Source organism: Brevundimonas sp. SGAir0440 (genome assembly GCF_005484585.1).
Taxonomy (GTDB): Bacteria; Pseudomonadota; Alphaproteobacteria; order Caulobacterales; family Caulobacteraceae; genus Brevundimonas.
On the sequence record NZ_CP039435.1, the window covers coordinates 798289 to 820842 of the forward strand.

A 22554-nucleotide genomic window follows, 5' to 3' on the forward strand; every position below is an offset into this window, starting at 1 on the left:
GCGCCCATTCGTCGAGGCGCGACAGCTCGGAAACGCCCTGCATGACCGTCACCTTCGCCGATATTCAAGCCGCGCGCACCCGGATCGCCGGCGCGGTCGACCGCACCCCGACCCGCTACTCCAGAAAGCTGTCGCAGCTGACGGGCGCCGAGGTCTGGGTGAAATTCGACAATCTGCAATTCACCGGCAGCTTCAAGGAGCGCGGCGCTCTGAACCGGTTGCTGATGCTGAGTCCCGAGGAGAGGAAGCGCGGCGTGGTGGCCGCCAGCGCTGGGAACCACGCCCAGGCCCTGGCCTATCACGGCGGACGTCTGGGCGTGCCGGTGACCATCGTGATGCCCGAGGGCACGCCCTTCGCCAAGATCAACGGCACGCGCTCGCACGGCGCGACCGTGGTGATCGAGGGGCTGGACTTCACCGGCTCGACCGAGGCGGCCAAGCGGCTGGAGGCCGAAAAGGGCTATGTCTTCGTCTCGGCCTTCGACGACGAAGGCATCGTGGCGGGCCAGGGTGTCTGCGCGATAGAGCTTCTGGAGGATGCGCCCGAGGTCGAAGCCTTGATCATCCCCATCGGCGGCGGCGGGCTGATCGCGGGCTGCGCCATTGCGGCCAAGGCGATGAAGCCAGACATCAAGGTCTTCGGCGTTGAGGCCGCGCGCTATCCGTCCTTCACCGCCAAACGGGCGGGAATGCCGCCGCTCTGCACCGGCCAGACCATCGCCGAGGGCATCGCCATCAAGGCCGTCGGCGACATTCCCTTCGCCCTGGCCGACCCGCTGGTAGACGACGTCTTCGTCTGCCAGGAAGCCGACTTCGAACGGGCCGTCGCCACCTATGTCACCTATGAGAAGACGGTGTCGGAAGGGGCCGGCGCGGGCGGTCTGGCCGCGCTTCTGGCCTATCCCGACCGGTTCAAGGGGATGAAGGTCGGGCTGGAGTTGTGCGGCGGAAACATCGATGCGCGGATGCTGGCGGTCGTCTTGAACCGCGAGATGGTCCGTGAGCGCAGATTGATCGTCTATCGCATCCTGGGCGACGATCGGCCGGGCATGCTGTCGGCCATGGCGGCGGTGATCGGCGGCCTGGGCGGCAACATCATCGACGTGGTCCACAACCGTCTGGCGCTGGACGTGCCGGCCAAGGGCGCCGAGTTCGACATCATGGTCGAAACGCGCGATAGCGCCCACGCCGACGAGATCGGCGAGGCCTTGAAGGAACGCGGCTATGAACTTCGGATGGGGTAAGGCGGCGATCGTCGCGGGCTTCTTGCTGGCGGCCTGCGGCCAAGCCGCGCCGGTCGATCCGAACGCAGGCAAGGCCGAGGCGGCCGCCTTCATGGCCAAGAACGGCAAGGAAGAGGGCGTTCAGACCCTGACCAGCGGCCTGCAGTACAAGGTGGTGCAGGCGGGGCCGGCTGGCGGCGTCAGCCCCGACCGCAACGACTTGGTCAAGGTCGACTACGAGGGCAAGCTGGTCGACAACAGCGTGTTCGACAGCTCATTCGCGCGCGGGGCGCCGGCGGTGTTCACGCCCGAGGAAGTGGTCAAGGGATGGACCGAGGCGCTGCAGAAGATGCGCGTCGGCGACGAATGGCTGCTCTATGTCCCGCCCGAGCTGGGCTATGGCGAGCAGGGCAATCCGAAGATCCCGGCCAACTCGGTGCTGATCTTCCGCCTGAAACTGCTGGACGTGGCCAAGGTGCCCGGCGGCGGATCGGGCGTCGGGATGGCGATGGGGTGACGGTTGGCGTTTCCTCCGCGCGAGGCGAAGGAAATGTGCACTGTTGATTTTTTTGAGTGCACTTTCGTGCAGATTTTTGCGAGCGGTTTGCAGGTCCCCGGCGGATGTCGAAGGTCAGGCGGGCAGTATAGCCGAATGCGCGGGGACGGTTGAGTAACGGTCGCTGGACGTTTTCAGGGCGTTGAAATTGCTGTGGTTCGTCGCGGCGGTTGCGCTGGCTAGACGGGTTCCAGGCCCCGCCATTCGGTCAGGACCGCGGGATCGGTCTCGGTCGTCGCCTCGGCCAGGGTCGCGAACTCGGCGGGCGGCGTCAGTTGCGACAGGGCCCAGACGGCGGCGCCGCGCACCAGGGGCGAGGGGTCGTCAAGCAAGGCCTTCGTCGGGGCGATGAGGGTCGCGTCGTCCGAGTTGCCGACGGCGTAGAGGACATTTCTGAGGAAGCGGTCGCGGCCGATCCGCTTGACCGGACTCTTGGTGAAAAGGGCGCGGAAGGCGGCGTCGTCCAACGCCAGCAGGTCATGCAGGCGTGGGCTTTGAAAAGCCGGGCGGGGCGCCAGCCGGATTTCGCGGGCTTCCTGGGCGAACTTGTTCCACGGACAGACCGCCAGACAGTCGTCGCAGCCATAGATGCGCGATCCGGTCAGGGTGCGGAACTCGACCGGCCAGGGCCCGGCGAACTCGATGGTCAGGTAGGACAGGCAGCGCCGGGCGTCGAGCTGGAACGGGGCGGGAAAGGCCTTGGTTGGGCAGGCGTCGAGACAGGATGTGCAGCGGCCGCAGTGTTCGGTCTCGGCCGCGTCCGGCGCGATCTCGGCGGCGGTCAGGATCGTGCCCAGAAACAGCCAGTTGCCGTGGGTGCGGCTGAGCAGATTGGTGTGTTTGCCCTGCCAGCCCAGGCCGGCGCGCTGGGCCAGCGGCTTTTCCATCAGGGGGGCGGTGTCGACGAAGACCTTGATGTCGGCCCCGTTGCGGGCCGCGATCTGGCCCGCCAGCTGTTTCAGCCGGCCCTTGATGACCTCGTGATAGTCGTCGCCGCGCGCATAGACCGAGATGTAGCCGGCCGAGCGGTCAGCCAGCTGATCCAGCGGGTTCTGCTCAGGGCCGTAGTTCATGCCCAGGACGATGGCGGTCCTGGCCTGATCCCACATGGCGGTGGGGTGCTGGCGGCGATCCAGCGTCGTCTCCATCCATTCCATGTCGCCATGCCGGCCCTCGTTCACGAAACGCCGCAGCCGCTCGCCCGCCGGCCAGGCGTCGGCCGCCGAGGCGAACTGGCAGACATCGAAGCCCAGCTCGGCCGCGCGCTGGCGGATGAAGGTTTTCAGGCGGTCGGACACGGGGCGGGGGATAGCATGAAGTCTCATCTGCAAGCAGCGGCGAAGAGACGTCTTTGTCAGTCGCCGGATGCCGCCGCGCCGTCGAACAGTTCGAGAATCTGGGTCCGAATGTCAGTGGGCCAAGGGGCGATCAGGGCGGTCAAACGATCGCGGTCGCCGGCGAACAGCGCGCGGCTGGTCTCCTCGAAGTCGGGGGCGTCGCCGGCCATCTCGACCATGAAGCCGTAGGCGGCTTCGGTGCGACGGCGGCGTACATCGTTGTCGGCGCCGGTCTTGCGGGCCTGTTCCACCAGACGGCGCAGGGCGGCCGAGGCGCCGCCCGGCTGGGTCGCCAGCCAGTCCCAATGCCGGGGCAACAGCGTGACCTCGCGTGCGGCGACGCCCAGACGCGGACGGCCGCGCTTTTGAGCCAAAGCCGGTTCTTGTTCGCGGAGGTCCAGGTCGACCGGCCGACCGGTCGCCAGATCGAACACGCGTAGCGCGGCGTGAGGCGAGGCCGCCAGGGCCTTGCGACAGGCGGCAGCCACGGCGGCGTCCGAGCCTCTTGCGATGCGTCGGGGGCCGTCGAACAGGATCAGATCGCGAACTTCGTCGCTCATGTATTTACCCGGATGAAATTGTCTGTCATCTTTATACCCGGATAAATAAGAGAGCGCCATGACCCCGACAAATCGCAAGAGCCTGATCGCCGAATATAAGGAGCGCGTGACCATCGCCGGGGTATATGCCGTGATCTGCAGCGCGACGGGTCAGGTCTGGGTCGGCAAGAGCCGCCACATCGACACCGAGCAGAACGGCCTGTGGTTTGCGCTGCGCCACGGCGGCAGTCCGTATCGGTCGCTTCAGGCGGCGTGGAAGGCGCACACACCCGAGGATTTTCGCTTCGAACAGCTGGACCGTCTGCCGGAAGACATCTCAAACTTGAGGCGCAAGGACGAGCTGCTTAGTCGCGCCAAGCTGTGGATCGCCCGGTTGGGCGCCGAGGCGCTTTAAAAATCCAGGTCCGCATACCACGCCGACGGCGGCACGCCGACGAAGCGGTCGGCGAGCAGGGGGCGGAAGCAGGGGCGGGATTTGAGCTTGGAGTACCAGGTCTTCAGGCCGGGCCAGGTCTTCCACTGGATCTCGCCGAAATAGTCCAGCACCGACAGGTGGGCGGCGGCGATCAGGTCGGCCTGGGACAGGCGGCGGCCGGCCAGCCAGTCGCGCGCGGCGACCAGGTCCTCCAGCATGGCGAGGTGGGATTTCAGGGCGTCGCGGCCGTCACGCAGGGCGCGGGCTTCGGGCGGGCCTAGCTTCAGCAGCGGTTTTTCCATCCGCTCGTGCAGCAGGACGGCGTCGACCTCGTCCATGAAGCGGCGCTCGAACCAGCCGGTCAGGCGGCGCGCCTCGGCCCGTTCGGCCAGATCGGCGGGCAGCAGCAGCGGCCCCTTTTGCTGATCCTCGATCCAGCCCAGGATGGCGGGCAGTTCGCACAGCACCAGCGGGCGGCCGCGATCCATCGTCTGGATCACCGGCGGCAGGCCGGACGGGTTAAAGTCGTTGACCGGGCAATCGTCCTCCCACGGACGGACCGGCGCATCCGTCCATTCGATCCGCGCCTCTCCCAGCGCCAGTCGCGCGGCGCGTGAGGCGGGCTGGAAGGCGAAGTGGAAGAGAACACAAGGGTCGGCCATCTAAGGGTGATGCGCCCGGACCCGTTAATGCGCGTTTACTGCATTGAAATTGGACGCAAGGTCAGGACCACGGCCCCTTGGGCGCGGGGCCGGTCGAGGCGGCTTGGGGCTCGGCGGGAGCCGCGGCCGGGACCGCGGGCTGCGGACGGGCGTGGCCGCGCGGGTCGGCGTGGATCAGGATGTCGGCGGCGGGATACTGAGCCAGCACCCGGTTCTCGGCGGCGACGACGATGGCGTGGGCGGCGTCCAGCGTCTGGTGCGCGTCCAGGTCGACATGCATCTGGATCATCATCACCTGACCAGACATGCGGGTGCGCAACTGGTGCACGCCGAAGACCTGGGGGTCGGCCAGGACGGCCTTGGTGATGGCGGCGCGGTCGGCCTCGGGCACGGCGCGGTCCAGCAGGTGATCGGCGGCGGCCTTCAACATGCCCGTCGCGCCCCAGAACAGCCAGACGGCGACGACGATGCCGGCGGCCGCATCCAGTCCCGGCGCGCCCAGGAAGGCCCCCGAAATCACCCCGATCAGCACAACGACGTTTGCGGCCAGGTCGGCGGCGTAATGGGCGCGGTCGCCGGCGACGGCGAGAGAGCCGGTCTTCTTCAGCGTCTGGGTCTGCATCCACACCAGCCAGGCGGTGATGGCGATGGCCGCGACCATGACGCCCGTGGCCCAGACGCCGGAGGTCACGGGACGGGGGTCGAAGATGCGCTGCACCCCCTCCCAGGCGATGAAGAGGGCCGAGGCGAAGACCAACCCGGCCTGGACCAGGGCCGACAGCGCCTCGCCCTTGCCGTGGCCATAGCGGTGGTTCTCGTCGGCCGGGGCGGCGGCCCAGCGCACGGCGAAAAAGGTGGTCAGGGACGCCGCCAGATCCAGCACCGAATCCGCCAGGGTCGCCAGGATGGAGACCGAGCCTGAGGCGCCCAGCGCAAAGGCCTTCATCGCGATCAGCGCCACCGCGACCCCGACCGACAGGCGGGTGATGCGGCGGGTGGCCAGATGGGCGTCGTCGAGCGAGGCGGGGGCGGGGGCGGGCGTCGTCATTGTCGGCTTCTTCTCGCGCAATCGTGGCTGAAAGCCAACCGCTGGCCCAAACGGGTCGTTCCGTCAGAAACGATCATGCTCTAGGGGGAAGGCATCCGGGCGCGGCGCGTTCCGGGCGCATTGGTTTTCGAGGGTCTCATGTCGGACTGGCTTGCCGCCATCATCCTGGGTCTGGTCGAGGGGCTGACCGAGTTCATTCCGGTCTCGTCCACCGGCCATATGCTGCTGCTGGGCCATTTCATGGGCTTCGAGAGCGCGGGCAAGACGTTCGAGATCGTGATCCAGCTGGGCGCCCTGCTGGCCATCGTCAGCGTCTATTTCAAAAAGCTGTGGACCCTGGCGACGCGCTGGCCCTTCGACGCCGAGGCGCGCCGATTTCTGATCGGCCTGCTGGTCGCCTTCGCGCCGGCCGTCGTGATCGGTTTCCTGGCCTATGACTTCATCAAGACGGTGCTGTTCGAGACGCCGCAGGTGGTGTGCATCGCCCTGATCGTCGGCGGGGTGATCCTGTTGCTGCTGGATCGGATGGACAAGACGCCCAGGTGGCTGGACGCCGAGGCCTATCCGATGCGCATCTATTTCCTGATCGGCCTGTTCCAGTGCCTGGCCATGATCCCCGGCGTGTCGCGGTCCGGCGCCACCATCGCCGGCGGCCTACTGCTGAGAACCGACAAGCGGTCGGCGGCCGAGTTCAGTTTCTTTCTGGCCCTGCCCACCATGGGGGCGGCGGTGGCCTATGACCTGCTGAAGAACCACAAGACGCTGGATTTCAGCGACATCGGCCTGATCGTCGTGGGCTTCGTCGTGGCCTTCATCTCGGCCCTGGCGGTGGTGCGGTTCCTGCTCGATTTCGTGTCCAAGCGCGGCTTCGGCGTCTTCGCCTGGTGGCGGATCGTGGTCGGGGTCGTGGGGCTGGCGCTGTTGCAGGCGGGGTTCTGAGGCCATGACCACGCTTCTGTATGGCCGCCCGCCGGTCGTCTTCGATCCGCCCGGCGACGCAATCCAGACCTCGCCCCTGATCCCGGACTCGGCTGCGCTGGAGGCGCAGGAACCGGGCTCGGCCGACAGCATCATGATCTACGCCCCGCCCGGCGTGCTGGAGCGGCGCTACGTGCTGGCCCTGGCGCTGAAGGCGCTGAAAGTGGGGGGACAGCTGGACGTCATGGCGCCCAAGGACAAGGGCGGATCGCGCCTGGGCAAGGAGCTGAAGACGTTCGGCCTGGAGGTCGCCGAGACCGCCAAGGCGCACCATCGTCGCTGCATCGTCATTCGACCCGAAACGGTCGAGGGGCTGGACGAAGCCATCGCCTCCGGCGGGCCGCAGATCGTGCCGGGACTGGAAGCCTGGTCGCAGCCCGGCGTGTTCGCCTGGGACCGGATCGATCCGGGTTCGGCGCTGCTGGCCGAACACCTGCCGCCGATGAAGGGCGAGGGGGTCGATCTGGGCTGCGGCTATGGCGCGCTGTCGATCGTAGTGCTGCGCTCGCCCGCCGTGACCAAGCTGAAGATGGTCGATCTGGATCGCCGCGCCATCCAGGCCGCTCGCCGCAATATCGAGGACGACCGCGCCAAGGTGTGGTGGTCGGACGCCCGCACCCTGGACGCCAAGGGCGACAAGGATTTCGTGGTCAGCAATCCCCCCTTCCACGACGGCGGGGCCGAGGACAGGCGGCTGGGGCAGGCCTTTATCCGCAAGGCGGCCGAACTGCTGAAGAAGGGCGGCGTCGCCTGGGTCGTGGCCAACCGGCACCTGCCGTATGAGGCCGAGCTGAACGCGGCGTTCAAGCGGGTGCGGCTGGTCGCCGAGGCGGGCGGCTACAAGCTGTTCGAGGCGGTGAAGTGACCGCGCTCAAGCAGTCCGAAGGGCGGTAGCGCATGAAGAAAGTCCCGACGTCGAGGGTCGATCGTCTGCTGGGCTCGATGGGCTATGGATCCCGCGCCGAGATGGCGCGGATGGCCAAGGCGGGCGGCATCGTGCTGGACGGGACGGACCTGACGGACGTGTCCAAACGCATCGCCGTGACGCCCGATCTGCCCGGCCGGATGGAGATCGACGGCGAGCCTCTGGACCCCGTGCAGGGTCTGGTGATCCTGCTGAACAAGCCGCTGGGCATGACCTGTTCCCACAAGGAAGAGGGGGCGCTGGTCTATGACATCCTGCCGGGGCGCTGGCGGGCGCGCGATCCCGCCATCTCGACCATCGGACGGCTGGACAAGCAGACGACGGGTCTGCTGCTGCTGACTGACGACGGCGATCTGCTGCACCGGGTGATCAGTCCCAAGCGCCATGTGGCCAAGGTTTACCGGGCGGGTCTGGCGCGGCCGCTGACCGGAACGGAAGGCGCGCTGTTCGCTTCGGGCGAGCTGGTGCTGGAGGGCGAGGACAAGCCGTTGGCGCCGGCGGTGCTGGAGGTGGTTTCGCCGACCGAGGCTCTGCTGACGGTGACGGAGGGGCGCTATCATCAGGTGCGCCGGATGTTCGCCGCCGCCGGCAACCACGTCGAAACCCTTCATCGCGAACAGCTGGGCGGACTGGTCCTGCCCGCCGATCTGGCGCCTGGTCAGTGGCGCCTCGCGACGGCGGACGAGGTCGCTTCGATCTTCACGGCGCCCGGGAGCGTGGGTTGAGGCTCTTGACGCCTGCGGGATCGGACGCGCAGGTCGAGGGATGACGACCAAGATCAAGATCTGCGGCCTGACCACGCCCGACACGCTCAACGTCGCTCTGGTGGGCGGAGCGGATTTCGTGGGGGCGGTGGTGTTCCCCAAAAGCCCGCGCCATCTGGATCCCGAAACCGCCGCCGCCCTGTTCGAGCGGGCGCGGGGGCGGGCGAAGATCGTGGCGGTGACGGTCGATCCCGACGACGCCCTGCTGCAACAGATCGCCCGGACGCTAAGGCCCGACCTCATCCAGCTGCATGGGTCTGAGGCGCCGGCGCGGGCAGAGCGCGTGCGGGCGCTGACGGGGGCGGGTGTGATCAAGGCCCTACCCATCCGCCAGGCGGACGATTTCGCCGCCGCCGATGCGTGGGATGATCATGCCGATCATCTGATGTTCGACGCCAAGCCGCCGGAGGGGTCGGCGCTGCCCGGCGGGGTGGGGCACAGTTTTGACTGGACCCTGCTGTCGGGTCGCGCCTTTCGACATCCGTGGTTCCTGGCGGGCGGTCTGAACCCGGACAATGTGGCCGAGGCGCTGAGGATGACGGGCGTGCCCATGGTCGATGTGTCCTCTGGCGTGGAAAGCGCGCCGGGTGTTAAGGACGCCGACCGGATCGCGGCCTTCATCCAAAACGCGCGCCGGTCGTAATTGCGACGCCTCTCCGCGTGAAAGTCGAAACCGTGAACGCCCAGACCCCTATTCAAGCCGCCGATTCCACCCAGTCGCTGTCGAACGCCTACGCCTGGCCGGACGCGCAGGGTCGCTTCGGTCCGTATGGCGGTCAGTTTGTGGCCGAGACCCTGATGCCGCTGATCCATGAGCTGGACGCGGCCTACAAGGCGGCCAAGGCGGACCCCAGCTTCCAGGCCGAGCTGGACGGTTATCTGGAGCATTACGTCGGTCGCGAGAGCCCGCTGTATTTCGCCGAGCGCCTGACCGAACATTTCGGCGGGGCCAACATCTGGCTGAAGCGCGAGGACCTGAACCATACGGGCGCGCACAAGATCAACAACTGCATGGGCCAGATCCTGCTCGCCCGCCGCATGGGCAAGACGCGCATCATCGCCGAGACCGGCGCGGGGCAGCACGGCGTCGCCTCGGCGACCGTGTCGGCGCGGTTCGGCCTGCCCTGCACGGTCTATATGGGCGCGGTGGACGTGGAGCGGCAGCAGCCGAACGTGTTCCGCATGCGTCTGCTGGGTTCGGAAGTCTTCTCGGTCACGGCCGGCGCCGCGACCCTGAAGGACGCGATGAACGAGGCGATGCGCGACTGGGTCACCAACGTCTCGGACACCTATTACATCATCGGCACGGCGGCGGGTCCGCACCCCTATCCGGCCATGGTGCGCGATTTCCAGTCGGTGATCGGCAAGGAGATCAAGAGCCAGTCGATGGCCCGGATGGGCAAGCTGCCTGAAGCGGTGGTCGCCTGCATCGGCGGCGGGTCCAACGCCATCGGCGCCTTCCACCCCTTCATCGAGGACGAGGGCGTGCGCCTGATCGGCGTCGAAGCGGCCGGCCATGGTCTGGATACGCCGGATCACGCGGCCTCGCTGAAAGGCGGGCGGTCGGGCGTGCTGCACGGCAACCGGACCTACTTGCTTCAGGACGAGGACGGCAACATCGTCGAGGGGCACTCGATCTCGGCCGGTCTGGACTATCCGGGTATCGGGCCGGAACACGCCTGGCTGCACGACATCGGCCGGGCCGAATACCGCTCGGCGACGGACAATGAGGCGCTGGAAGCCTTCCAGCTGTGCTCGAAGCTGGAAGGCATCATTCCGGCGCTGGAGCCCGCCCACGCCCTGGCGCGGACGGGCGAAGTGGCGCGCGAAGTCGGCAAGGGCGGCGACGTCGTCCTGCTGATGTCGGGGCGCGGCGACAAGGACATCTTCCAGGTCGCCAAACATCTGGGAGTGAACCTGTGATCCGTACCCTTCTTGCGGCGACTGCCGCCCTGAGCCTGTCCGCCGCGGTTGCGCAGGCCCAGACGCCGGCCCCCGCTGCGCCGCAGTCGGCGCCGCAAGGCGGTCCGGCCGACGTCGGCCTGCTGCCCGGCGCGGAGCTGTCGCCCGATTGCGGGGGGCTGAACAATCTGACGGGGCGGGCCTGGTGCGTGACCGCGCAGCTGGGCCAGATCGGCGCCCTGGCCGACGCCTATATCGCCGATCTGGAAACCAAGAACTGGCTGGCCGCCGGCGGCGACGACAACCGCGTCGTCTTCATCAAGCGCCGCGAGGCCGGCGGCTGCGACGGGATGCAGATGGTCGCCTTCTACGACACCACAAAGACCGCCGTCGCCGAGCTGCCCGGCTATCTGGGCTTCGCCACCATTCCGGGCGACGTGTGCGCGGCTGCTGCGGCCGCGACCCCGCCCGTCGGTCAGGTTCCGGCGCAGCCGCAATGAACCGCGTTGCCATCGTTGGCTTGATGGCTTTGCTGGTTTCGTGTGCGTCATCACCACCCGAAAATTCGGTGCAGGCGGTAAACCTAGTGATTGCTCGGTCGGCTGATATTGCCGTCTGTGACAAGGCCGGAAATATGCGATTTATAGAACGTGCATTTGTGCGCGATCAGATGGTGTGTGATCGGCGCCTGATCCCATCAGGATTTGATATCGCCTACGGCTCTCGATGCTATCCGATCACAGACTTCCAATGGTTTGCAGCATCCCTAGAGACGCCGCGAAAATCTTGTCAGGCAATCTCATGACCACCGCCCGTATCGATGCGCGCTTCAAGGCGCTGAAGGCCGAGGGCCGTGCGGCCTTCATTCCCTATGTGATGGGCGGCGATCCGTCGCGCGAAGAGGCGCTGGAGATCCTGAACGGCCTGCCGGCTGCGGGCGCCGACATCATCGAACTGGGCTTTCCGTTCAGCGATCCGATGGCCGAGGGGCCGCCGATCCAGCGGGCGGCGATCCGGGGCATGGCGGCGGGTTTCGGCCTGCGCGCGACGATGGATTTGGCCAGGGAATTCCGTCAGGGCGACGACGCCACGCCCATCGTGCTGATGGGCTATCTGAACCCGATCGAGAGCTTGGGCTATGACGCCTTCGCCGCCTACGCCGCCGACTGCGGCATCGACGGGCTGATCGTGGTGGACTGCCCGCCGGAAGAGGCCGGGCCGCTGATCGAGGCGCTGGACAAGGTGTCGATCTCGCTGATCCGCCTGGCGACGCCGACCTCGGACGACGAGCGGCTGAAGATCGTGGTCCAGGGCACATCGGGCTTCGTCTATTACGTCGCCGTCGCGGGCGTGACGGGCGTCAAGGAAGCGAACGCCGACGTGGTGGCGCCGGCGGTCGAGCGGGTGCGCAAGGCCTCGGGCCTGCCGGTCGCGGTCGGGTTCGGGGTCAAGACGCCTGAACGGGCCGCCGAGATCGCCCGTGTCGCCGATGCGGTGGTCGTCGGCTCGGCCCTGGTGGACGAGGTGGCGGCGGCGCTGGAGGCGAACGATCCCGTCGCGCCGCGCGTTCTGGCCCGGGTGAAGGCGCTGGGCGATGCGGTTCGATCCGTCGCCGCTAGTGCTTCCGTGGCGGAAACCGTCTAAGAGCGCGCGGATGAACGACAAGACCAAGCCTCAGGAAAAGCGCGGCGGCTGGCTGAGCCGCTTTGCGCCGGGCGTGCGCAAGATCGTGTCGCGCCGCGACACCCCGGACAATCTCTGGGTCAAGGATCCCGACAGTGGCGAGATGCTGTATCGCTCGGACCTGGAGGCGGCCCTTTGGGTGACGCCGTCGGGCCGGCATATGCGCATCGATGCGCCGACGCGCCTGAAGGCCACCTTCGACGGCGGCGTCTTCCAGTCCATCGATACGCCCGACGTGCCGGAAGATCCGCTGAAATTCTCGGACGGCAAATCCTACAAGGATCGCCTGAACGCCGCGCGCAAGGCCGCGGGCCGCAAGGACACCATGGCCATCGGCTATGGTTCGGTCGGCGGTCAGGACGCGGTCGTGATCGTCCAGGACTTCACCTTCATGGGCGGGTCGCTGGGCATGGCGGCGGGCGAGGCCTTCATCAAGGCGGCGCGCGAGGCGGTCAGCCGTAAGGTTCCGCTGGTCTGTTTCACCGCCGCCGGCGGCGCGCGGATGCAGGAAGGCGCCCTGTCGCTGATGCAGATGGCGCGCACCACCCTGGCCATCGAAGAGCTGAAGGACGCCAGACTGCCTTATGCCGTGGTGCTGACGGATCCGACGACGGGCGGGGTGACGGCCTCCTACGCCATGTTGGGCGATGTGCATCTGGCCGAACCGGGCGCCCTGATCGGCTTCGCCGGGCCGCGCGTGATCGAGGCGACCATCCGCGAGAAGCTGCCGCCCGGCTTCCAGCGCGCCGAATATCTGCAGGAAAAGGGCATGGTGGACCGGGTCGTGACCCGCGCCGACCTGCCGCGCACCTTGGGTCAGATCCTGTCCATGCTGATGGGCGGGACGCGCGCCGCCGCCTGAGACCGTTTGAAGGGCCAGTCGATCGCGGTCGAGGCCCACAGGCACCACCAGATGATGACCGGCTGAAGCAGCAGGCGCGGGCCGTGATAGGCCCAGCCTAAGGCTGCGCCCGACGCCATAAAGTTCACGGCATGCTGGATGTTGGCCGGATAGACGCAGACGGCGTAGGCAGCCAGCGCCCAGCCGGCGGCGACGCGTAGGCGCGGGATCATCAGACCCGCCGCGCCCAGCAGTTCTGCGATCCCCGTCAGGGCCACGACCAGGGCCGGCTGCGGAACCCACGCCGGCGTGATCCGCACGAAGGGGCCGGGGACCATCAGATGCAGTACGCCTGCGCCCAAAAAGACGGCCGCAAGGACGAGGCGCGCCGCGGTTCTGATCTGCGGCCTGGAAGTCATGTCGCGGTTCTCGAAATCAGCAGGTAAAGGAGGCGGATGGATCCCGTCTCCGAACGACTACGCGCGCGCCACCCCCAGCGGATCGACCTTTCGCTGGAAAGAATGCGCGTGCTGTGCGCGGCCCTTGGCGATCCGCAGCACAAGCTTCCGCCGGTGATCCATGTGGCGGGCACCAATGGCAAGGGGTCGACCGTCGCCCTGATCCGCGCCATCGCCGAGGCGGCGGGGCTGAAGGTGCACGCCTATACCTCGCCTCACCTGGTGCGGTTCAATGAACGGATCCGGCTGGCTGGAACGCTGATCGAGGACGAGCATCTGAACGCGATCCTGGACCGGATCGAGGCGGTCATGGCCGAAACGGACAGCGAGGCCACGGTGTTCGAAAGCACCACCGCCGCGGCCTTTCTGGCCATGTCCGAGACGCCCGCCGATCTGGCCATCATCGAAGTGGGTCTGGGCGGGGTGCTGGACGCGACCAATGTGATCGAGCGGCCGCTGCTTAGCGTCATCGCCCCGGTCGACTACGACCATGCGGAGTTTTTGGGCACGGATCTGGCCGCCATCGCCTCGGAAAAAGCCGGGGTGCTGAAGGCCGGAGCGCCGGCCGTGATCGCGCGCCAGAAGGAAGAGGCGATGGCCGCCATCGAGCGACGCGCCACGGACGTCCATGCACGGCTGACCGTGCTGGGTGTGGACTTCGACGCCTGGGCCGAGCGGGGCGGCCTGGCGTTCCAGACGGCCGAACTGTTCATGGACCTGCCGGCGCCGGCCCTGGCAGGCGCGCACCAGATCGACAATGCGGCCCTGGCCGTGGCGGCGGCGGTCGAACTTGACCTGCCCGAGGCTGCGATCGCCGAGGGGCTGAAGCGCGTGCGCTGGCCCGCGCGGCTGCAACGGATTTCGGGCGGCCCCTACGGCGCTGCGGCCAAGGCGGCGGAGGCGGAGCTGTGGCTGGACGGGGGACACAATCCCCATGCAGCGCGGGCGCTGGCGGCGTTTCTGGCCGAGCGTCAGGCGCGGGCGCCGCGTCCCCTGGCCCTGATCTGCGGCATGCTGAACAACAAGGACGCGGGTGGATTCATCGCCGCGCTGAAGGACAGCCAGGCCACCGTCTTCACCGTCGGCTTCGACGGGGCGGCGGCCGAGCCGACGGCCCTGGCGGCCGTGGCGCGCGGGCATGGGCTGGCGGCGACCCCGGCGGGTTCGGTTGCCGAGGCGCTGGACCTGGCGCTGCGCCTGGGCGCCGGCCGGGTCGCCATCTGCGGATCGCTGTATTTGGCCGGCGAGGTCCTGGGCGCCAGCGAGGAGACCTGGCCCGTCTAGCGCGTCATCCAGGGCTTGGACTTGCCGGCGGCGATGCGGGCGGCCTGTTCGCGCTGGAAGCGACCGCCGCGCGGCGGCTTGGCGCGCGCATCCAGCTTGGCGGTCTTCAGGCGCAGAGCCTTCTGGACCGGGGTCTCGCCGGGGATGTCGTCAGCCGGGTTCGGGGTGTCTTCGTCGCTCATGGCGCCATCCTAGCATGAAAAACGCCCGCCGGTCGGACCGGCGGGCGCTTGATCTGACAGGGTCGAAAGGGCTCAGGCCTTGACGCCGGCCTCGGCCAGCCATTCGACGATCTTGCCCTTGGGCATGGCGCCGACCTTCATCGAAGCCATCTGGCCGTCCTTGAACAGCATCAGGGTCGGAATGCCCTTCACGCCCAGCTTGGACGGGGTCATGGGGCTGTCGTCGATGTTGATCTTGGCCACGGTGACCTGACCGCCCAGTTCGTCGGCGATCTGTTCCAGCGCCGGGCCGATCTGTTTGCAGGGGCCGCACCATTCGGCCCAGAAATCGACCAGGACCGGGGTCGAAGATTTCAGGACGTCGGCGTCAAAGCTTTCGTCGGTGACTTTCACTGTCGCCATAAATGGCTCCTTGGGCGCTATCGCTCGGCGCGCGGCGCCTCGCTACTTGAGCGCAGGTTTATGTTGGCCGGAGCGTCCGGGTTCGGTCGCAGATGTGGGAGCGAATCGCGGGCAATTCAACTACCCGCGAGCGCCGCCGCCAGCAGGGTTTCGGGAATGGGCATCAGCTTGGGCCCGTCGGTCCAGACCAGGGCGGCCTCGACGGGGCGGTCGGGATAGAGGCGCCTAAGCACGGCGACATAGACGGCGGCCTGCAGCACATAGGCGGGATCGACCGCCTCGACGGCGTCTGGCGCAGGGCGGTTGGTCTTGTAGTCGACGACCAGAACCTTCTCGGGCGTGACCACCAGCCGGTCGATGCGGCCGTTGATGGCGACGCCGGGCGGCAGGTCGGGCGCCGATCCCGTCAGGGCCACCTCGGCGCGGGAGCCGGGACCGAAGACGGGGGCGAAGCGGGCGTCGTCCAGCACAGAGAAGGCGGCGGCGATCATCTCTGCGCGCTGGGCCTCGTCCAGATCAGTCTCGCGAGCCAGCAGGCGTTGGGCGGCGTCGGGGCGGTCGGCGGGCGCGATCTCGGGCAGGCGTTCCAGCAAACGGTGGATCAGGTCGCCGCGCCGGAATCGGCCCAGCGATGCCCCGCCGGCCGCGCGGTTGGCCAAAGGCGAGGGGGCGGGAATGCGGATCGCGCCGCCCTCCATCCGTGACGGCGAGGCGAAGCGGGCGGCGGCGTCGGCCGGCGGCGGCGAGGCGGTCCAGGTTGGCAGGACGGCGGCGGACCGGACTTCATCGGCGGCGACCAGACGACGCTCGGGGTCGACGCCATAGCGACGCACACCGTTCTCGACCTCGCGCACCTGATCGCCCAGGCGGTCGAAGGTTTCCTCGAGGATCGACCACCAGCTGCCGGCCTCGGCGCCTCGGCTGGAGGCGCGGCCCATGACGATGACGCGGTCCCGCGCGCGGGTCAGGGCGACATAGAGCAGGCGCAGGGTCTCGTCGTCGGTGCGGGCCTGGCGCGCGGCGCGGGCGTCGGCCGAGGCCGGGCAGTCGTCCTTCGCCGAGCCGGGCGCCATCAGCCAGGCCTCGTCCTCGCCCTCCGGCGTGACCGCGGGCATCAGGGAAGGGCCTTGCGCCTTCGCCTTCATGGTGGTGTCGGGCAGGATGACGATGGGCGCCTCCAGACCCTTGGCGCCGTGGACGGTCATGACGCGAACCTCGCCGCGCGCGCCTTCCAGTTCGCGCTTCACCTCGACGTCGGCGGCCTCCATCTGGGCCAGGCAGGTCTCCAGATCGACCGCGCCCCGGTTCTCGGCGGCCAGCACCTGGTTCAGGGTCTCGTCGATGGCTTCTTCCGCCTCGCGCCCCAGCCGGGCCAGGATGCGGGCGCGGCCGGACCACCCCGTATCGTCCACCCGGTTCAGGGCCTGGGAGAAGAAGGCGAAGGGATCGCCGCCGCGCGCGCCGATGGCGGCCTGCAATGCATCGCGGGCGCGGGCCCATTCGAGGCGTTCGTGCGCCCGGTCGCGCAGGTCGCGCCACAGCTGGCCGGCCTTTCGGTCCTCGCGCCCGGCCAGCGCATAAAGGCCGTCCTCGTCCACATCGCACAGCGGGCTGCGCAGCACCTCTGCCAGGGACAGGTCGTCGTCGGGGAAGAGGGCGAAGCGGGCCAGCGAGATCAGGTCGTCGAAGACGATATGGCTGGACAGTTTCAGGCGGTCGGCGCCCGCGACCGGGACGCCCTCGGTCTTCAGCGCGCGAATGATTTCTTCGAACGTCGCGTCGCGGCGTCGGACCAGGACGATGTAGTCGCCATAGCCGGCGGGGCGCAGGTCGCGGGTGCTGCGATCGAAGACGGCGACGCCGCTTTCGACCTGGCGGCGGATCTCGCGGGCCAGGTCGCGGGCCAGGCGCTTCCTGGCGCTGCCGGCGCCTTCCTGATCGACGGGATCGTCCCAGGCGTCGGTTTCTGGCGCGGGCTCGTCCAGGAACAGGGGCCACAGGTCGATGGCGCCGTGCTGGCCGATGCGGGCGGGCAGGTGTCGGGCGATGTCGCCTTGCGGGCCGGTCAGGGCGCGGGTGCGGTCCGGGTCGGCGAAGACGGCGTCGACGAAGGCCAGCACATCTTCGGTGGAACGGTAGGAGGTGTTCAGTTCCGGCCCGGCGAAGGGCTCGCCGGCGCCCTCGGCCAGGGCGAGGAAGGCCCCGCGTTCCTGACGCAGCCGTTCGGGTCGCGCGCCCTGGAAGGAATAGATCGACTGTTTCTCGTCGCCGACGGCGAATACGGTACGGCCGGACTTTTCGCCGGAGTAGAACTCGCCGGTCAGGGCGCGGACGATGGCCCATTGTTCGGGGGCGGTGTCCTGGGCCTCGTCGATCAGGACGTGATCGACTCCGCCGTCAAGCTTGTACAGCACCCAGGCGGCGGCACCGCTTTGGGTCAGCAGAGCGGCGGCGCGCGCGACCAGGTCGGGGAAGTCCAAAGCCCCGCGCTTGGCCTTGGCGGTTTCGTAGAAGGCGGCGTGGGCGCGGGCCAGGGTCAGGACCTTGACCGTATCATCCGCGACCTTGGCCTTGCGCAGGGCCTCGCGCGTGGCGAGGAATTTCGTCTGGAGGTCCAGCAGCCAGCCGACCGCGCCCTGCGGCGCCGATTTGGTGCCCATGCTCTTTCGCGGCTCGCCCGCCTGGGTGCAGAAGACCCCGGCCAAGGCCGCGAACCCGGCATAGGGCGGGGCGGCGACGCTCATGGCGTCGGCGATCTTCTTGTCATTGGCCGAGCCGGTTTCCATGGCCTCGGCCATGCGGTTCCATTCGCCGGGATCGATGAAGGCGACGAAGTCCCGTTCCAGATCTTCCGGGCTGCGGTCGCGCTCTGCGCCGGTCAGGGCCCAGGGATCGGGCGCGGTTCCCGCCTCGGCGCGGTCGATATAGTCCAGTAGATCGGCGCGTTTCGCCTCGATCATCGACAGCAGGGCCTGGAACCGCTGCCAGTCCAGCTCGACGGCGAAATGGCTGTAGGCCTGGCCGATTGGGCCGTCCGGATCGGCGACGGCGGCGCGGGCCAGATCTTCGCGCGCGGCGTGGCTGAGAACGGTCGCGGCCTGGTCTTCCAGCACGGTGAAGCGGGGCGAGACCCCGGCTTCCAGCGGGAACCGGCGCAGCAGCTTTTCGCAAAAGGCGTGGATGGTCTGGATCTTCAGCCCGCCCGGCGTCTCCAGCGCGCGGGCGAACAGCTTGCGCGCGCGGGAAAGCGCGGCGTGATCCATCGCCTGCGGGTCGCCGTCGTCCAAACGGGCCAGTTCGCGCGACAGGGCGGCGTCGTCCAGCACGGCCCAGCCGCCCAACTGGTCGAACAGCCGGGCCTGCATCTCGGCGGCGGCGGCCTTGGTGTAGGTGACGCACAGGATGGCGCCGGGGTCGACCCGATCCAGCAGCAGCCGCGCCACCCGGTTGACCAGGGTGGTGGTCTTGCCCGAACCGGCGTTGGCGGTGACGAAGACGGTCAGGCGCGGATCGGCGGCCAAGATCTGCGGGGCGACGATCTGGGGGGCGATGCTCATTCTTCGTCCCCGTCGCCGATCACCGACCACTCCCAGACGCGGGCCAGATGGTCGTAGTTGCCGCCTTGATTGCCCATGAACTGAGGTGCGGCCCAAGAAATGTAAGGCGTGTTCTCGTCGTCGAAACGAGCGACGCGGCGCTTCAGACCTTCCAGCGCCGCCTGGGCCAGGTCGACGGCCTCGAGGCCCGAGGCGCGGGTGACGACTTCGCCCGCCGTCTTTCGCCCGACCACGCGGACATAGGTCAGTTCGTCGGGCGTGACCGGGCCGTTGGTGTCCTTGAACCCCCCGTCGGCCAGGATGGCGGCGGTCAGGGTCAGCTGGGGGGCGAAGCCGGATTTGACCTGTTTGGCGGACGGCGCCGCCCCGGTCTTGAAGTCCATGACCGCCGCGCCGTCCGACGCCAGCTCGATCCGGTCGGCGAAGGCCTTGACGGTGAAGGGGCCGGCCGGGGCGTCGAAGGTCATCGTCCCCTGCTGTTCCACCAGGATGTCGACGCCGCGCGCCCGACGTCGACGCTCGAACTCGGTCAGCCAGCGGGCGCAGTTGCGGGCCAGCGGCGCCTCGCGCGCCATGGCCGCGTCCTCGAACCCGCGCGCGCCCAGTTCGCGCAGCAGATGGTCGTGCAGGATGGCCTCGCAGTCGTCAGGCAGGGCGTTCGGCCAGTCCAGCGTCAGCCGTTCGATGGCGGCGTGGACGGCGTTGCCGCGAGCCAGCGCTTCGGCGGACGCGCCAGGCCGCTCCATCGCCTCCAGCCCCAGCACCCACAGGGCGTAGATGGCATAGGGATCGCGCACCCAGCGTTCGATGCGGGTGACATACAGGCTGCGCGGACGGCGATGCACCGGCGGGCGCGGCTCCGGTCGTTTGGCGAACCGGGGCGGGCCGGGCGGGGGTGCGTCCAGGGCGCGGGCCCAGTCCAGCACGGTCGTGGGACGCGGCAACGCCACGCCGGCCCCGCGCGTCAACATCTCCAGCCTCCACAGCCAGCGCGAGCGGACAGCGGGCTGGCCGCCGCGCCGCTCGCTGTGGATCAGGATGACCTCGTCAGCGCAGGCGGCCTGGACGAAGTCCTGCGCCGTCTGGCCCAGTCGACGCTCGGGCGGCGGCAGACCGAGCGCCTTTCGCATCGGGCGCGACAGGAAGGGATCGGTGGGGGCCGCCTGGGGCCAGACGCCCTCCTCCAGCCCGGCCAGGATCATCCGGTCCGCCCTGACCAGACGCGCCTCGATGGCGCCGAGAATCCGCAGCGACGGATGGGTCGCGCCGCCGGTCCGCACCACGTTTTCCTTGACCAGGGACGTGACCAATTCGGCCAGTTCCGCGCGGCGGATGCGGCCGAGCGACGCTCCGCCCTCGATCAGGCCGGACAGAAGGCTGGCGGCGGCCTCGCCGTCGGGACCCGCCCAGGCGTTCTGGCCGGCGAGAGTTTCGATCAGCCGGGTCAGGGCCAAGGCGGCGAGATTGAGGTCCGCGCTGAGCTTTTGGTCCGCGTCGGGCGCAAAGACGGCGGTCGCGGCTTCGACGGCGGACTGAAGCTGATCGACCAGACGGGTCGCGGCCGACAGCCGGGCCTGTTTCCATTCCGGCGGCGCCTTGCCGCGCCGGTCGGGCTGGACCGCTTCCAGCAGACGGCGATGGATGGCGGCGAAGTCGCGCGGGCGGGGGCCGCGCAGGGCGTGTTCCTCCAGCGCGGCGACGGCGGCGGCCTGAGGAGCGTCGCCCAGATCGAACCGGACCAGCGGATGTTTGACGACGGCGAGCAGCAGATGGGGCTGGACCGGATCGGCGATCCAGCGCGCGCACAGATCGACCAGGACGCCGGCGGGCAGGCGCGACAGCGGGGCGCCGGCGGACGAATCGGGGATGACGCCCCAGCGTTCCAACCGGGCTGTGACGCGGCGACCCAGGGCCTGATCCGGCGTGACCAGGGCGCAGGTCTTGCCCGGCGTTTCCAACGTCTCGCGCATCATCAGGGCGATGGCGGCGGCGGCCTCTTCCTCGGCGCGCACGCTCAGCAGTGACAGGCCCTGCAGCCCTTCGGCGATGGGGTCGCGCGCCTCGCTGCGCGCGGCGGCAGCCGAGCGGATGTCGCGGATGGCGCGGCGCCAGTCATCGGTGGCCTCGGCGGGGCGCAGGGCCTCGTTGACGAGCCGCTGGCGCGCCAGTCCGCACGCCTCGACGGCGGCGGGAACGGCGGGACGGAACCAGGGGCGGACGGTTTCGCGCGCGATCTCGCAGCGGTCCAGCAGCCGCTTCATCGCGCTTTGCGGATGTTGTTCGTCCAACCGATCCCAGACGCCGGCGTCCAGATCCAGGTCGAGACCAGGCAGGACGACGCAGCCCAGCGGCGCCCGCGCCACGGCCTTCAGCACGTCGCCGGCGGCGGGGACGGTGCCGGTCGAACCGGCGGCGATGACGGGCTGGCGCGGCGGCTCGCGGTCCCACAGCTCGGCGAGGCGGCGCAGCAGGGTCGCGCGACGCCAGGCCGGATCGACCAGACCCAGTTCGGCCAAACGCTTCGGCCAGGCCTCGACCGCCAGACCCAGAAACTCGGCCGATCGTTCCCAGTGTTCGGCCATTTCGCCGTCGACCAGGGTCGTGATCCGCTCGGGGTTCTGAATCTCTTCCAGTTGGCAGGAATCGAGGAAGCCGCCCAGCGCATCGGCCAGGTCCAGCGCGCGCATCGGGCTCAAGGACGCATCGAACCGTTCGACGATCATCCGCGCCATCTCGAAACGGCGGGTCAGGGCGGGGATGGCGGGCGGCAGGTCCAGACCCAGGGCGCCCGGTGTAAACGGCGGCTCGTCCTCCTCCAGATCGCCTAGCGGCCGCACCTGAGGCAGCAGGATCGGGCGACCCTGAGACAGCTTGGACAGGGCGCCGGTGAAGGCGCGCGCGGCCCGGCGGTTGGGCAACAGAATGGTGGCGTCCGACAGGGTTTCGGGCGGCAGATCGCCCAGCCAGGCCAGCACCCCGGCGGCCAGGTCCTCAAGGAACGGCCGGTGCGCGGGGATGGCGTACCAGCGCGGCGTGTCGCCCAGAAAGGGATCGAACAGGCTCACGCCTCTCCCGCCAGTTTCGCCTCGGCTTCGTCCCGCGCCTGCGGGTCGCCGACGTGCATCCAGGCGCCGTCCAGAACGCAGCCGAACAGACGTCCCTCGGCGGCGGACTTGCGCCACAGGGGGCTGAGGGAGAAGGGGCCGTCGGGGCCGTGATCGGCGTATCCGGGGCGGATGATGTGGACGCCCATATAGGCGAACGGCGCGGACGGGGCGTCGCCACGGAACGTCAGCGTCCCGTCGTCGGCCATGAAGAAATCGCCGTCGCCCTCAAAGCCGATGGAGCCTTCGCGGCGGGCCAGCAGCAGGGCAGCGTCCATGGTCTCGGGGTTCCACAGCCGCACGAGGTCGGCGAGCGCATCGCCGCGATCGATCCAGACGCTGTCGATATTGGCGACGAACACGGGATCGTCGCCCAGCAAGGCGCGCGCCTTCTTCAGCCCGCCGCCTGTTTCCAGCAACTCGGCGCGTTCGTCGGAAATCACCATCTCGGGGCCGCGGCTCCGCGCCGTCAGATGCGCCTCCAGTCGGTCGGCGAACCAATGAACATTCACCACGGCCCTTTCGACGCCGGCCTCCGCCAGACGGTCCAGCACATGGTCGATCAGGGCGCGGCCCTGGACCTCGACCAAGGCCTTGGGTCGGTCGTCGGTCAGGGGCCGCATGCGCGTGCCCAGGCCGGCGGCGAGGACCATGGCCGTTTTTGGCGCAGTCT

At 68.9% G+C, this 22554-nt stretch carries 23 protein-coding genes; 13 read left to right on the top strand and 10 right to left on the bottom strand.

Annotated features, from left to right (window positions below):
- The first annotated feature begins 41 nt into the window (after positions 1-41).
- Together E7T10_RS03910 and E7T10_RS03915 are read left to right on the top strand one after the other, a co-directional pair.
- Complete coding sequence (locus E7T10_RS03910; RefSeq protein WP_137720810.1) at positions 42-1244, top strand: threonine ammonia-lyase; 1203 nt, start codon at positions 42-44, stop codon at positions 1242-1244.
- A complete protein-coding gene (locus tag E7T10_RS03915) occupies positions 1225-1740 on the top strand; it encodes an FKBP-type peptidyl-prolyl cis-trans isomerase (protein ID WP_137720811.1) in 516 nt (171 codons plus the stop codon). Before E7T10_RS03910 ends, E7T10_RS03915 begins: the two co-directional genes overlap by 20 nt.
- A gap of 218 nt (positions 1741-1958) precedes the next feature.
- Here the strand turns inward: E7T10_RS03915 and queG are convergent, their stop codons facing one another.
- Entirely contained in the window at positions 1959-3104 is a 1146-nt protein-coding gene (gene queG, locus E7T10_RS03920) for a tRNA epoxyqueuosine(34) reductase QueG (RefSeq protein ID WP_246846092.1), read from the bottom strand.
- A gap of 29 nt (positions 3105-3133) precedes the next feature.
- On the bottom strand, positions 3134-3676 hold the full coding sequence (locus tag E7T10_RS03925; protein WP_137720812.1) for a DUF2239 family protein: 543 nt from the start codon (positions 3674-3676) through the stop codon (positions 3134-3136).
- Positions 3677-3734: 58 nt separating this feature from the next.
- On the opposite strand from E7T10_RS03925, the gene E7T10_RS03930 reads away from it, so the two are divergent.
- Positions 3735-4070 carry a GIY-YIG nuclease family protein gene (locus E7T10_RS03930; RefSeq protein ID WP_137720813.1) on the top strand — a complete coding sequence of 112 codons (336 nt, stop codon included), beginning with the start codon at positions 3735-3737 and terminating at the stop codon, positions 4068-4070.
- Here the strand turns inward: E7T10_RS03930 and E7T10_RS03935 are convergent.
- Positions 4067-4753, bottom strand: coding sequence for a glutathione S-transferase family protein (locus E7T10_RS03935; protein ID WP_112863432.1), 687 nt, complete (start codon positions 4751-4753; stop codon positions 4067-4069). The two genes, E7T10_RS03930 and E7T10_RS03935, sit on opposite strands and share 4 nt — an antisense overlap.
- Before the next feature lie 61 nt (positions 4754-4814).
- Positions 4815-5801, bottom strand: coding sequence for a cation diffusion facilitator family transporter (locus E7T10_RS03940; RefSeq protein ID WP_137720814.1), 987 nt, complete (start codon positions 5799-5801; stop codon positions 4815-4817).
- Between the two features lie 138 nt (positions 5802-5939).
- On the opposite strand from E7T10_RS03940, the gene E7T10_RS03945 reads away from it, so the two are divergent.
- The 9 genes from E7T10_RS03945 to accD all read left to right on the top strand — a co-directional run bounded on the left by E7T10_RS03945 (position 5940) and on the right by accD (position 12915).
- Complete coding sequence (locus E7T10_RS03945; RefSeq protein WP_137720815.1) at positions 5940-6740, top strand: undecaprenyl-diphosphate phosphatase; 801 nt, start codon at positions 5940-5942, stop codon at positions 6738-6740.
- 4 nt (positions 6741-6744) lie between these two features.
- A complete protein-coding gene (locus E7T10_RS03950; protein WP_137720816.1) occupies positions 6745-7644 on the top strand; it encodes a class I SAM-dependent methyltransferase in 900 nt (299 codons plus the stop codon).
- Between the two features lie 32 nt (positions 7645-7676).
- Positions 7677-8429, top strand: a complete 753-nt coding sequence (locus E7T10_RS03955) for a pseudouridine synthase (RefSeq protein WP_137720817.1) — start codon at positions 7677-7679, stop codon at positions 8427-8429.
- Positions 8430-8469: 40 nt separating this feature from the next.
- Positions 8470-9111, top strand: coding sequence for a phosphoribosylanthranilate isomerase (locus E7T10_RS03960; protein WP_137720818.1), 642 nt, complete (start codon positions 8470-8472; stop codon positions 9109-9111).
- A gap of 77 nt (positions 9112-9188) precedes the next feature.
- Positions 9189-10391: a tryptophan synthase subunit beta gene (gene trpB, locus E7T10_RS03965; RefSeq protein WP_168189973.1), complete on the top strand. Its 1203-nt coding sequence runs from the start codon at positions 9189-9191 to the stop codon at positions 10389-10391.
- Positions 10388-10870 carry a hypothetical protein gene (locus tag E7T10_RS03970; protein ID WP_137720819.1) on the top strand — a complete coding sequence of 161 codons (483 nt, stop codon included), beginning with the start codon at positions 10388-10390 and terminating at the stop codon, positions 10868-10870. Before trpB ends, E7T10_RS03970 begins: the two co-directional genes overlap by 4 nt.
- Positions 10867-11175, top strand: a complete 309-nt coding sequence (locus tag E7T10_RS03975) for a hypothetical protein (protein ID WP_137720820.1) — start codon at positions 10867-10869, stop codon at positions 11173-11175. Before E7T10_RS03970 ends, E7T10_RS03975 begins: the two co-directional genes overlap by 4 nt.
- Complete coding sequence (trpA, locus tag E7T10_RS03980) at positions 11172-12014, top strand: tryptophan synthase subunit alpha (RefSeq protein ID WP_137720821.1); 843 nt, start codon at positions 11172-11174, stop codon at positions 12012-12014. The genes E7T10_RS03975 and trpA overlap by 4 nt, the downstream gene beginning before the upstream one ends.
- 10 nt (positions 12015-12024) lie before the next feature.
- Complete coding sequence (gene accD, locus E7T10_RS03985) at positions 12025-12915, top strand: acetyl-CoA carboxylase, carboxyltransferase subunit beta (RefSeq protein ID WP_039246013.1); 891 nt, start codon at positions 12025-12027, stop codon at positions 12913-12915.
- Here the strand turns inward: accD and E7T10_RS03990 are convergent.
- Positions 12870-13313: a DoxX family protein gene (locus E7T10_RS03990; RefSeq protein WP_137720822.1), complete on the bottom strand. Its 444-nt coding sequence runs from the start codon at positions 13311-13313 to the stop codon at positions 12870-12872. The two genes, accD and E7T10_RS03990, sit on opposite strands and share 46 nt — an antisense overlap.
- A gap of 36 nt (positions 13314-13349) precedes the next feature.
- Between E7T10_RS03990 and E7T10_RS03995 the strand changes: the two genes are divergently transcribed.
- A complete protein-coding gene (locus tag E7T10_RS03995; protein WP_137720823.1) occupies positions 13350-14636 on the top strand; it encodes a folylpolyglutamate synthase/dihydrofolate synthase family protein in 1287 nt (428 codons plus the stop codon).
- On the opposite strand, the gene E7T10_RS04000 is transcribed toward E7T10_RS03995, so the two are convergent.
- From E7T10_RS04000 to murU, 5 genes are all read right to left on the bottom strand, one after another.
- A complete protein-coding gene (locus E7T10_RS04000; protein ID WP_017506225.1) occupies positions 14633-14818 on the bottom strand; it encodes a hypothetical protein in 186 nt (61 codons plus the stop codon). The genes E7T10_RS03995 and E7T10_RS04000 overlap by 4 nt on opposite strands.
- 72 nt (positions 14819-14890) lie before the next feature.
- Positions 14891-15220, bottom strand: a complete 330-nt coding sequence (trxA, locus tag E7T10_RS04005; protein WP_017506226.1) for a thioredoxin — start codon at positions 15218-15220, stop codon at positions 14891-14893.
- A 116-nt stretch (positions 15221-15336) separates the two neighbouring features.
- Complete coding sequence (gene addA / locus E7T10_RS04010) at positions 15337-18777, bottom strand: double-strand break repair helicase AddA (protein WP_137720824.1); 3441 nt, start codon at positions 18775-18777, stop codon at positions 15337-15339.
- Positions 18774-21842, bottom strand: a complete 3069-nt coding sequence (gene addB / locus E7T10_RS04015; protein ID WP_137720825.1) for a double-strand break repair protein AddB — start codon at positions 21840-21842, stop codon at positions 18774-18776. The genes addA and addB overlap by 4 nt, the downstream gene beginning before the upstream one ends.
- On the bottom strand, positions 21839-22534 hold the full coding sequence (murU, locus tag E7T10_RS04020; protein WP_137722547.1) for an N-acetylmuramate alpha-1-phosphate uridylyltransferase MurU: 696 nt from the start codon (positions 22532-22534) through the stop codon (positions 21839-21841). Before murU ends, addB begins: the two co-directional genes overlap by 4 nt.
- Positions 22535-22554: the final 20 nt, after the last annotated feature.

Coding starts and splice junctions, on each gene's coding strand:
- E7T10_RS03910 (WP_137720810.1), top strand. CDS start 42: ATGACCGTCACCTTCGCCGATATTCAAGCCGCGCGCACCCGGATCGCC.
- E7T10_RS03915 (WP_137720811.1), top strand. CDS start 1,225: ATGAACTTCGGATGGGGTAAGGCGGCGATCGTCGCGGGCTTCTTGCTG.
- queG (WP_246846092.1), bottom strand. CDS start 3,104: ATGAGACTTCATGCTATCCCCCGCCCCGTGTCCGACCGCCTGAAAACC.
- E7T10_RS03925 (WP_137720812.1), bottom strand. CDS start 3,676: ATGAGCGACGAAGTTCGCGATCTGATCCTGTTCGACGGCCCCCGACGC.
- E7T10_RS03930 (WP_137720813.1), top strand. CDS start 3,735: ATGACCCCGACAAATCGCAAGAGCCTGATCGCCGAATATAAGGAGCGC.
- E7T10_RS03935 (WP_112863432.1), bottom strand. CDS start 4,753: ATGGCCGACCCTTGTGTTCTCTTCCACTTCGCCTTCCAGCCCGCCTCA.
- E7T10_RS03940 (WP_137720814.1), bottom strand. CDS start 5,801: ATGACGACGCCCGCCCCCGCCCCCGCCTCGCTCGACGACGCCCATCTG.
- E7T10_RS03945 (WP_137720815.1), top strand. CDS start 5,940: ATGTCGGACTGGCTTGCCGCCATCATCCTGGGTCTGGTCGAGGGGCTG.
- E7T10_RS03950 (WP_137720816.1), top strand. CDS start 6,745: ATGACCACGCTTCTGTATGGCCGCCCGCCGGTCGTCTTCGATCCGCCC.
- E7T10_RS03955 (WP_137720817.1), top strand. CDS start 7,677: ATGAAGAAAGTCCCGACGTCGAGGGTCGATCGTCTGCTGGGCTCGATG.
- E7T10_RS03960 (WP_137720818.1), top strand. CDS start 8,470: ATGACGACCAAGATCAAGATCTGCGGCCTGACCACGCCCGACACGCTC.
- E7T10_RS03975 (WP_137720820.1), top strand. CDS start 10,867: ATGAACCGCGTTGCCATCGTTGGCTTGATGGCTTTGCTGGTTTCGTGT.
- trpA (WP_137720821.1), top strand. CDS start 11,172: ATGACCACCGCCCGTATCGATGCGCGCTTCAAGGCGCTGAAGGCCGAG.
- accD (WP_039246013.1), top strand. CDS start 12,025: ATGAACGACAAGACCAAGCCTCAGGAAAAGCGCGGCGGCTGGCTGAGC.
- E7T10_RS03990 (WP_137720822.1), bottom strand. CDS start 13,313: ATGACTTCCAGGCCGCAGATCAGAACCGCGGCGCGCCTCGTCCTTGCG.
- E7T10_RS03995 (WP_137720823.1), top strand. CDS start 13,350: ATGGATCCCGTCTCCGAACGACTACGCGCGCGCCACCCCCAGCGGATC.
- E7T10_RS04000 (WP_017506225.1), bottom strand. CDS start 14,818: ATGAGCGACGAAGACACCCCGAACCCGGCTGACGACATCCCCGGCGAG.
- trxA (WP_017506226.1), bottom strand. CDS start 15,220: ATGGCGACAGTGAAAGTCACCGACGAAAGCTTTGACGCCGACGTCCTG.
- addA (WP_137720824.1), bottom strand. CDS start 18,777: ATGAGCATCGCCCCCCAGATCGTCGCCCCGCAGATCTTGGCCGCCGAT.
- murU (WP_137722547.1), bottom strand. CDS start 22,534: ATGGTCCTCGCCGCCGGCCTGGGCACGCGCATGCGGCCCCTGACCGAC.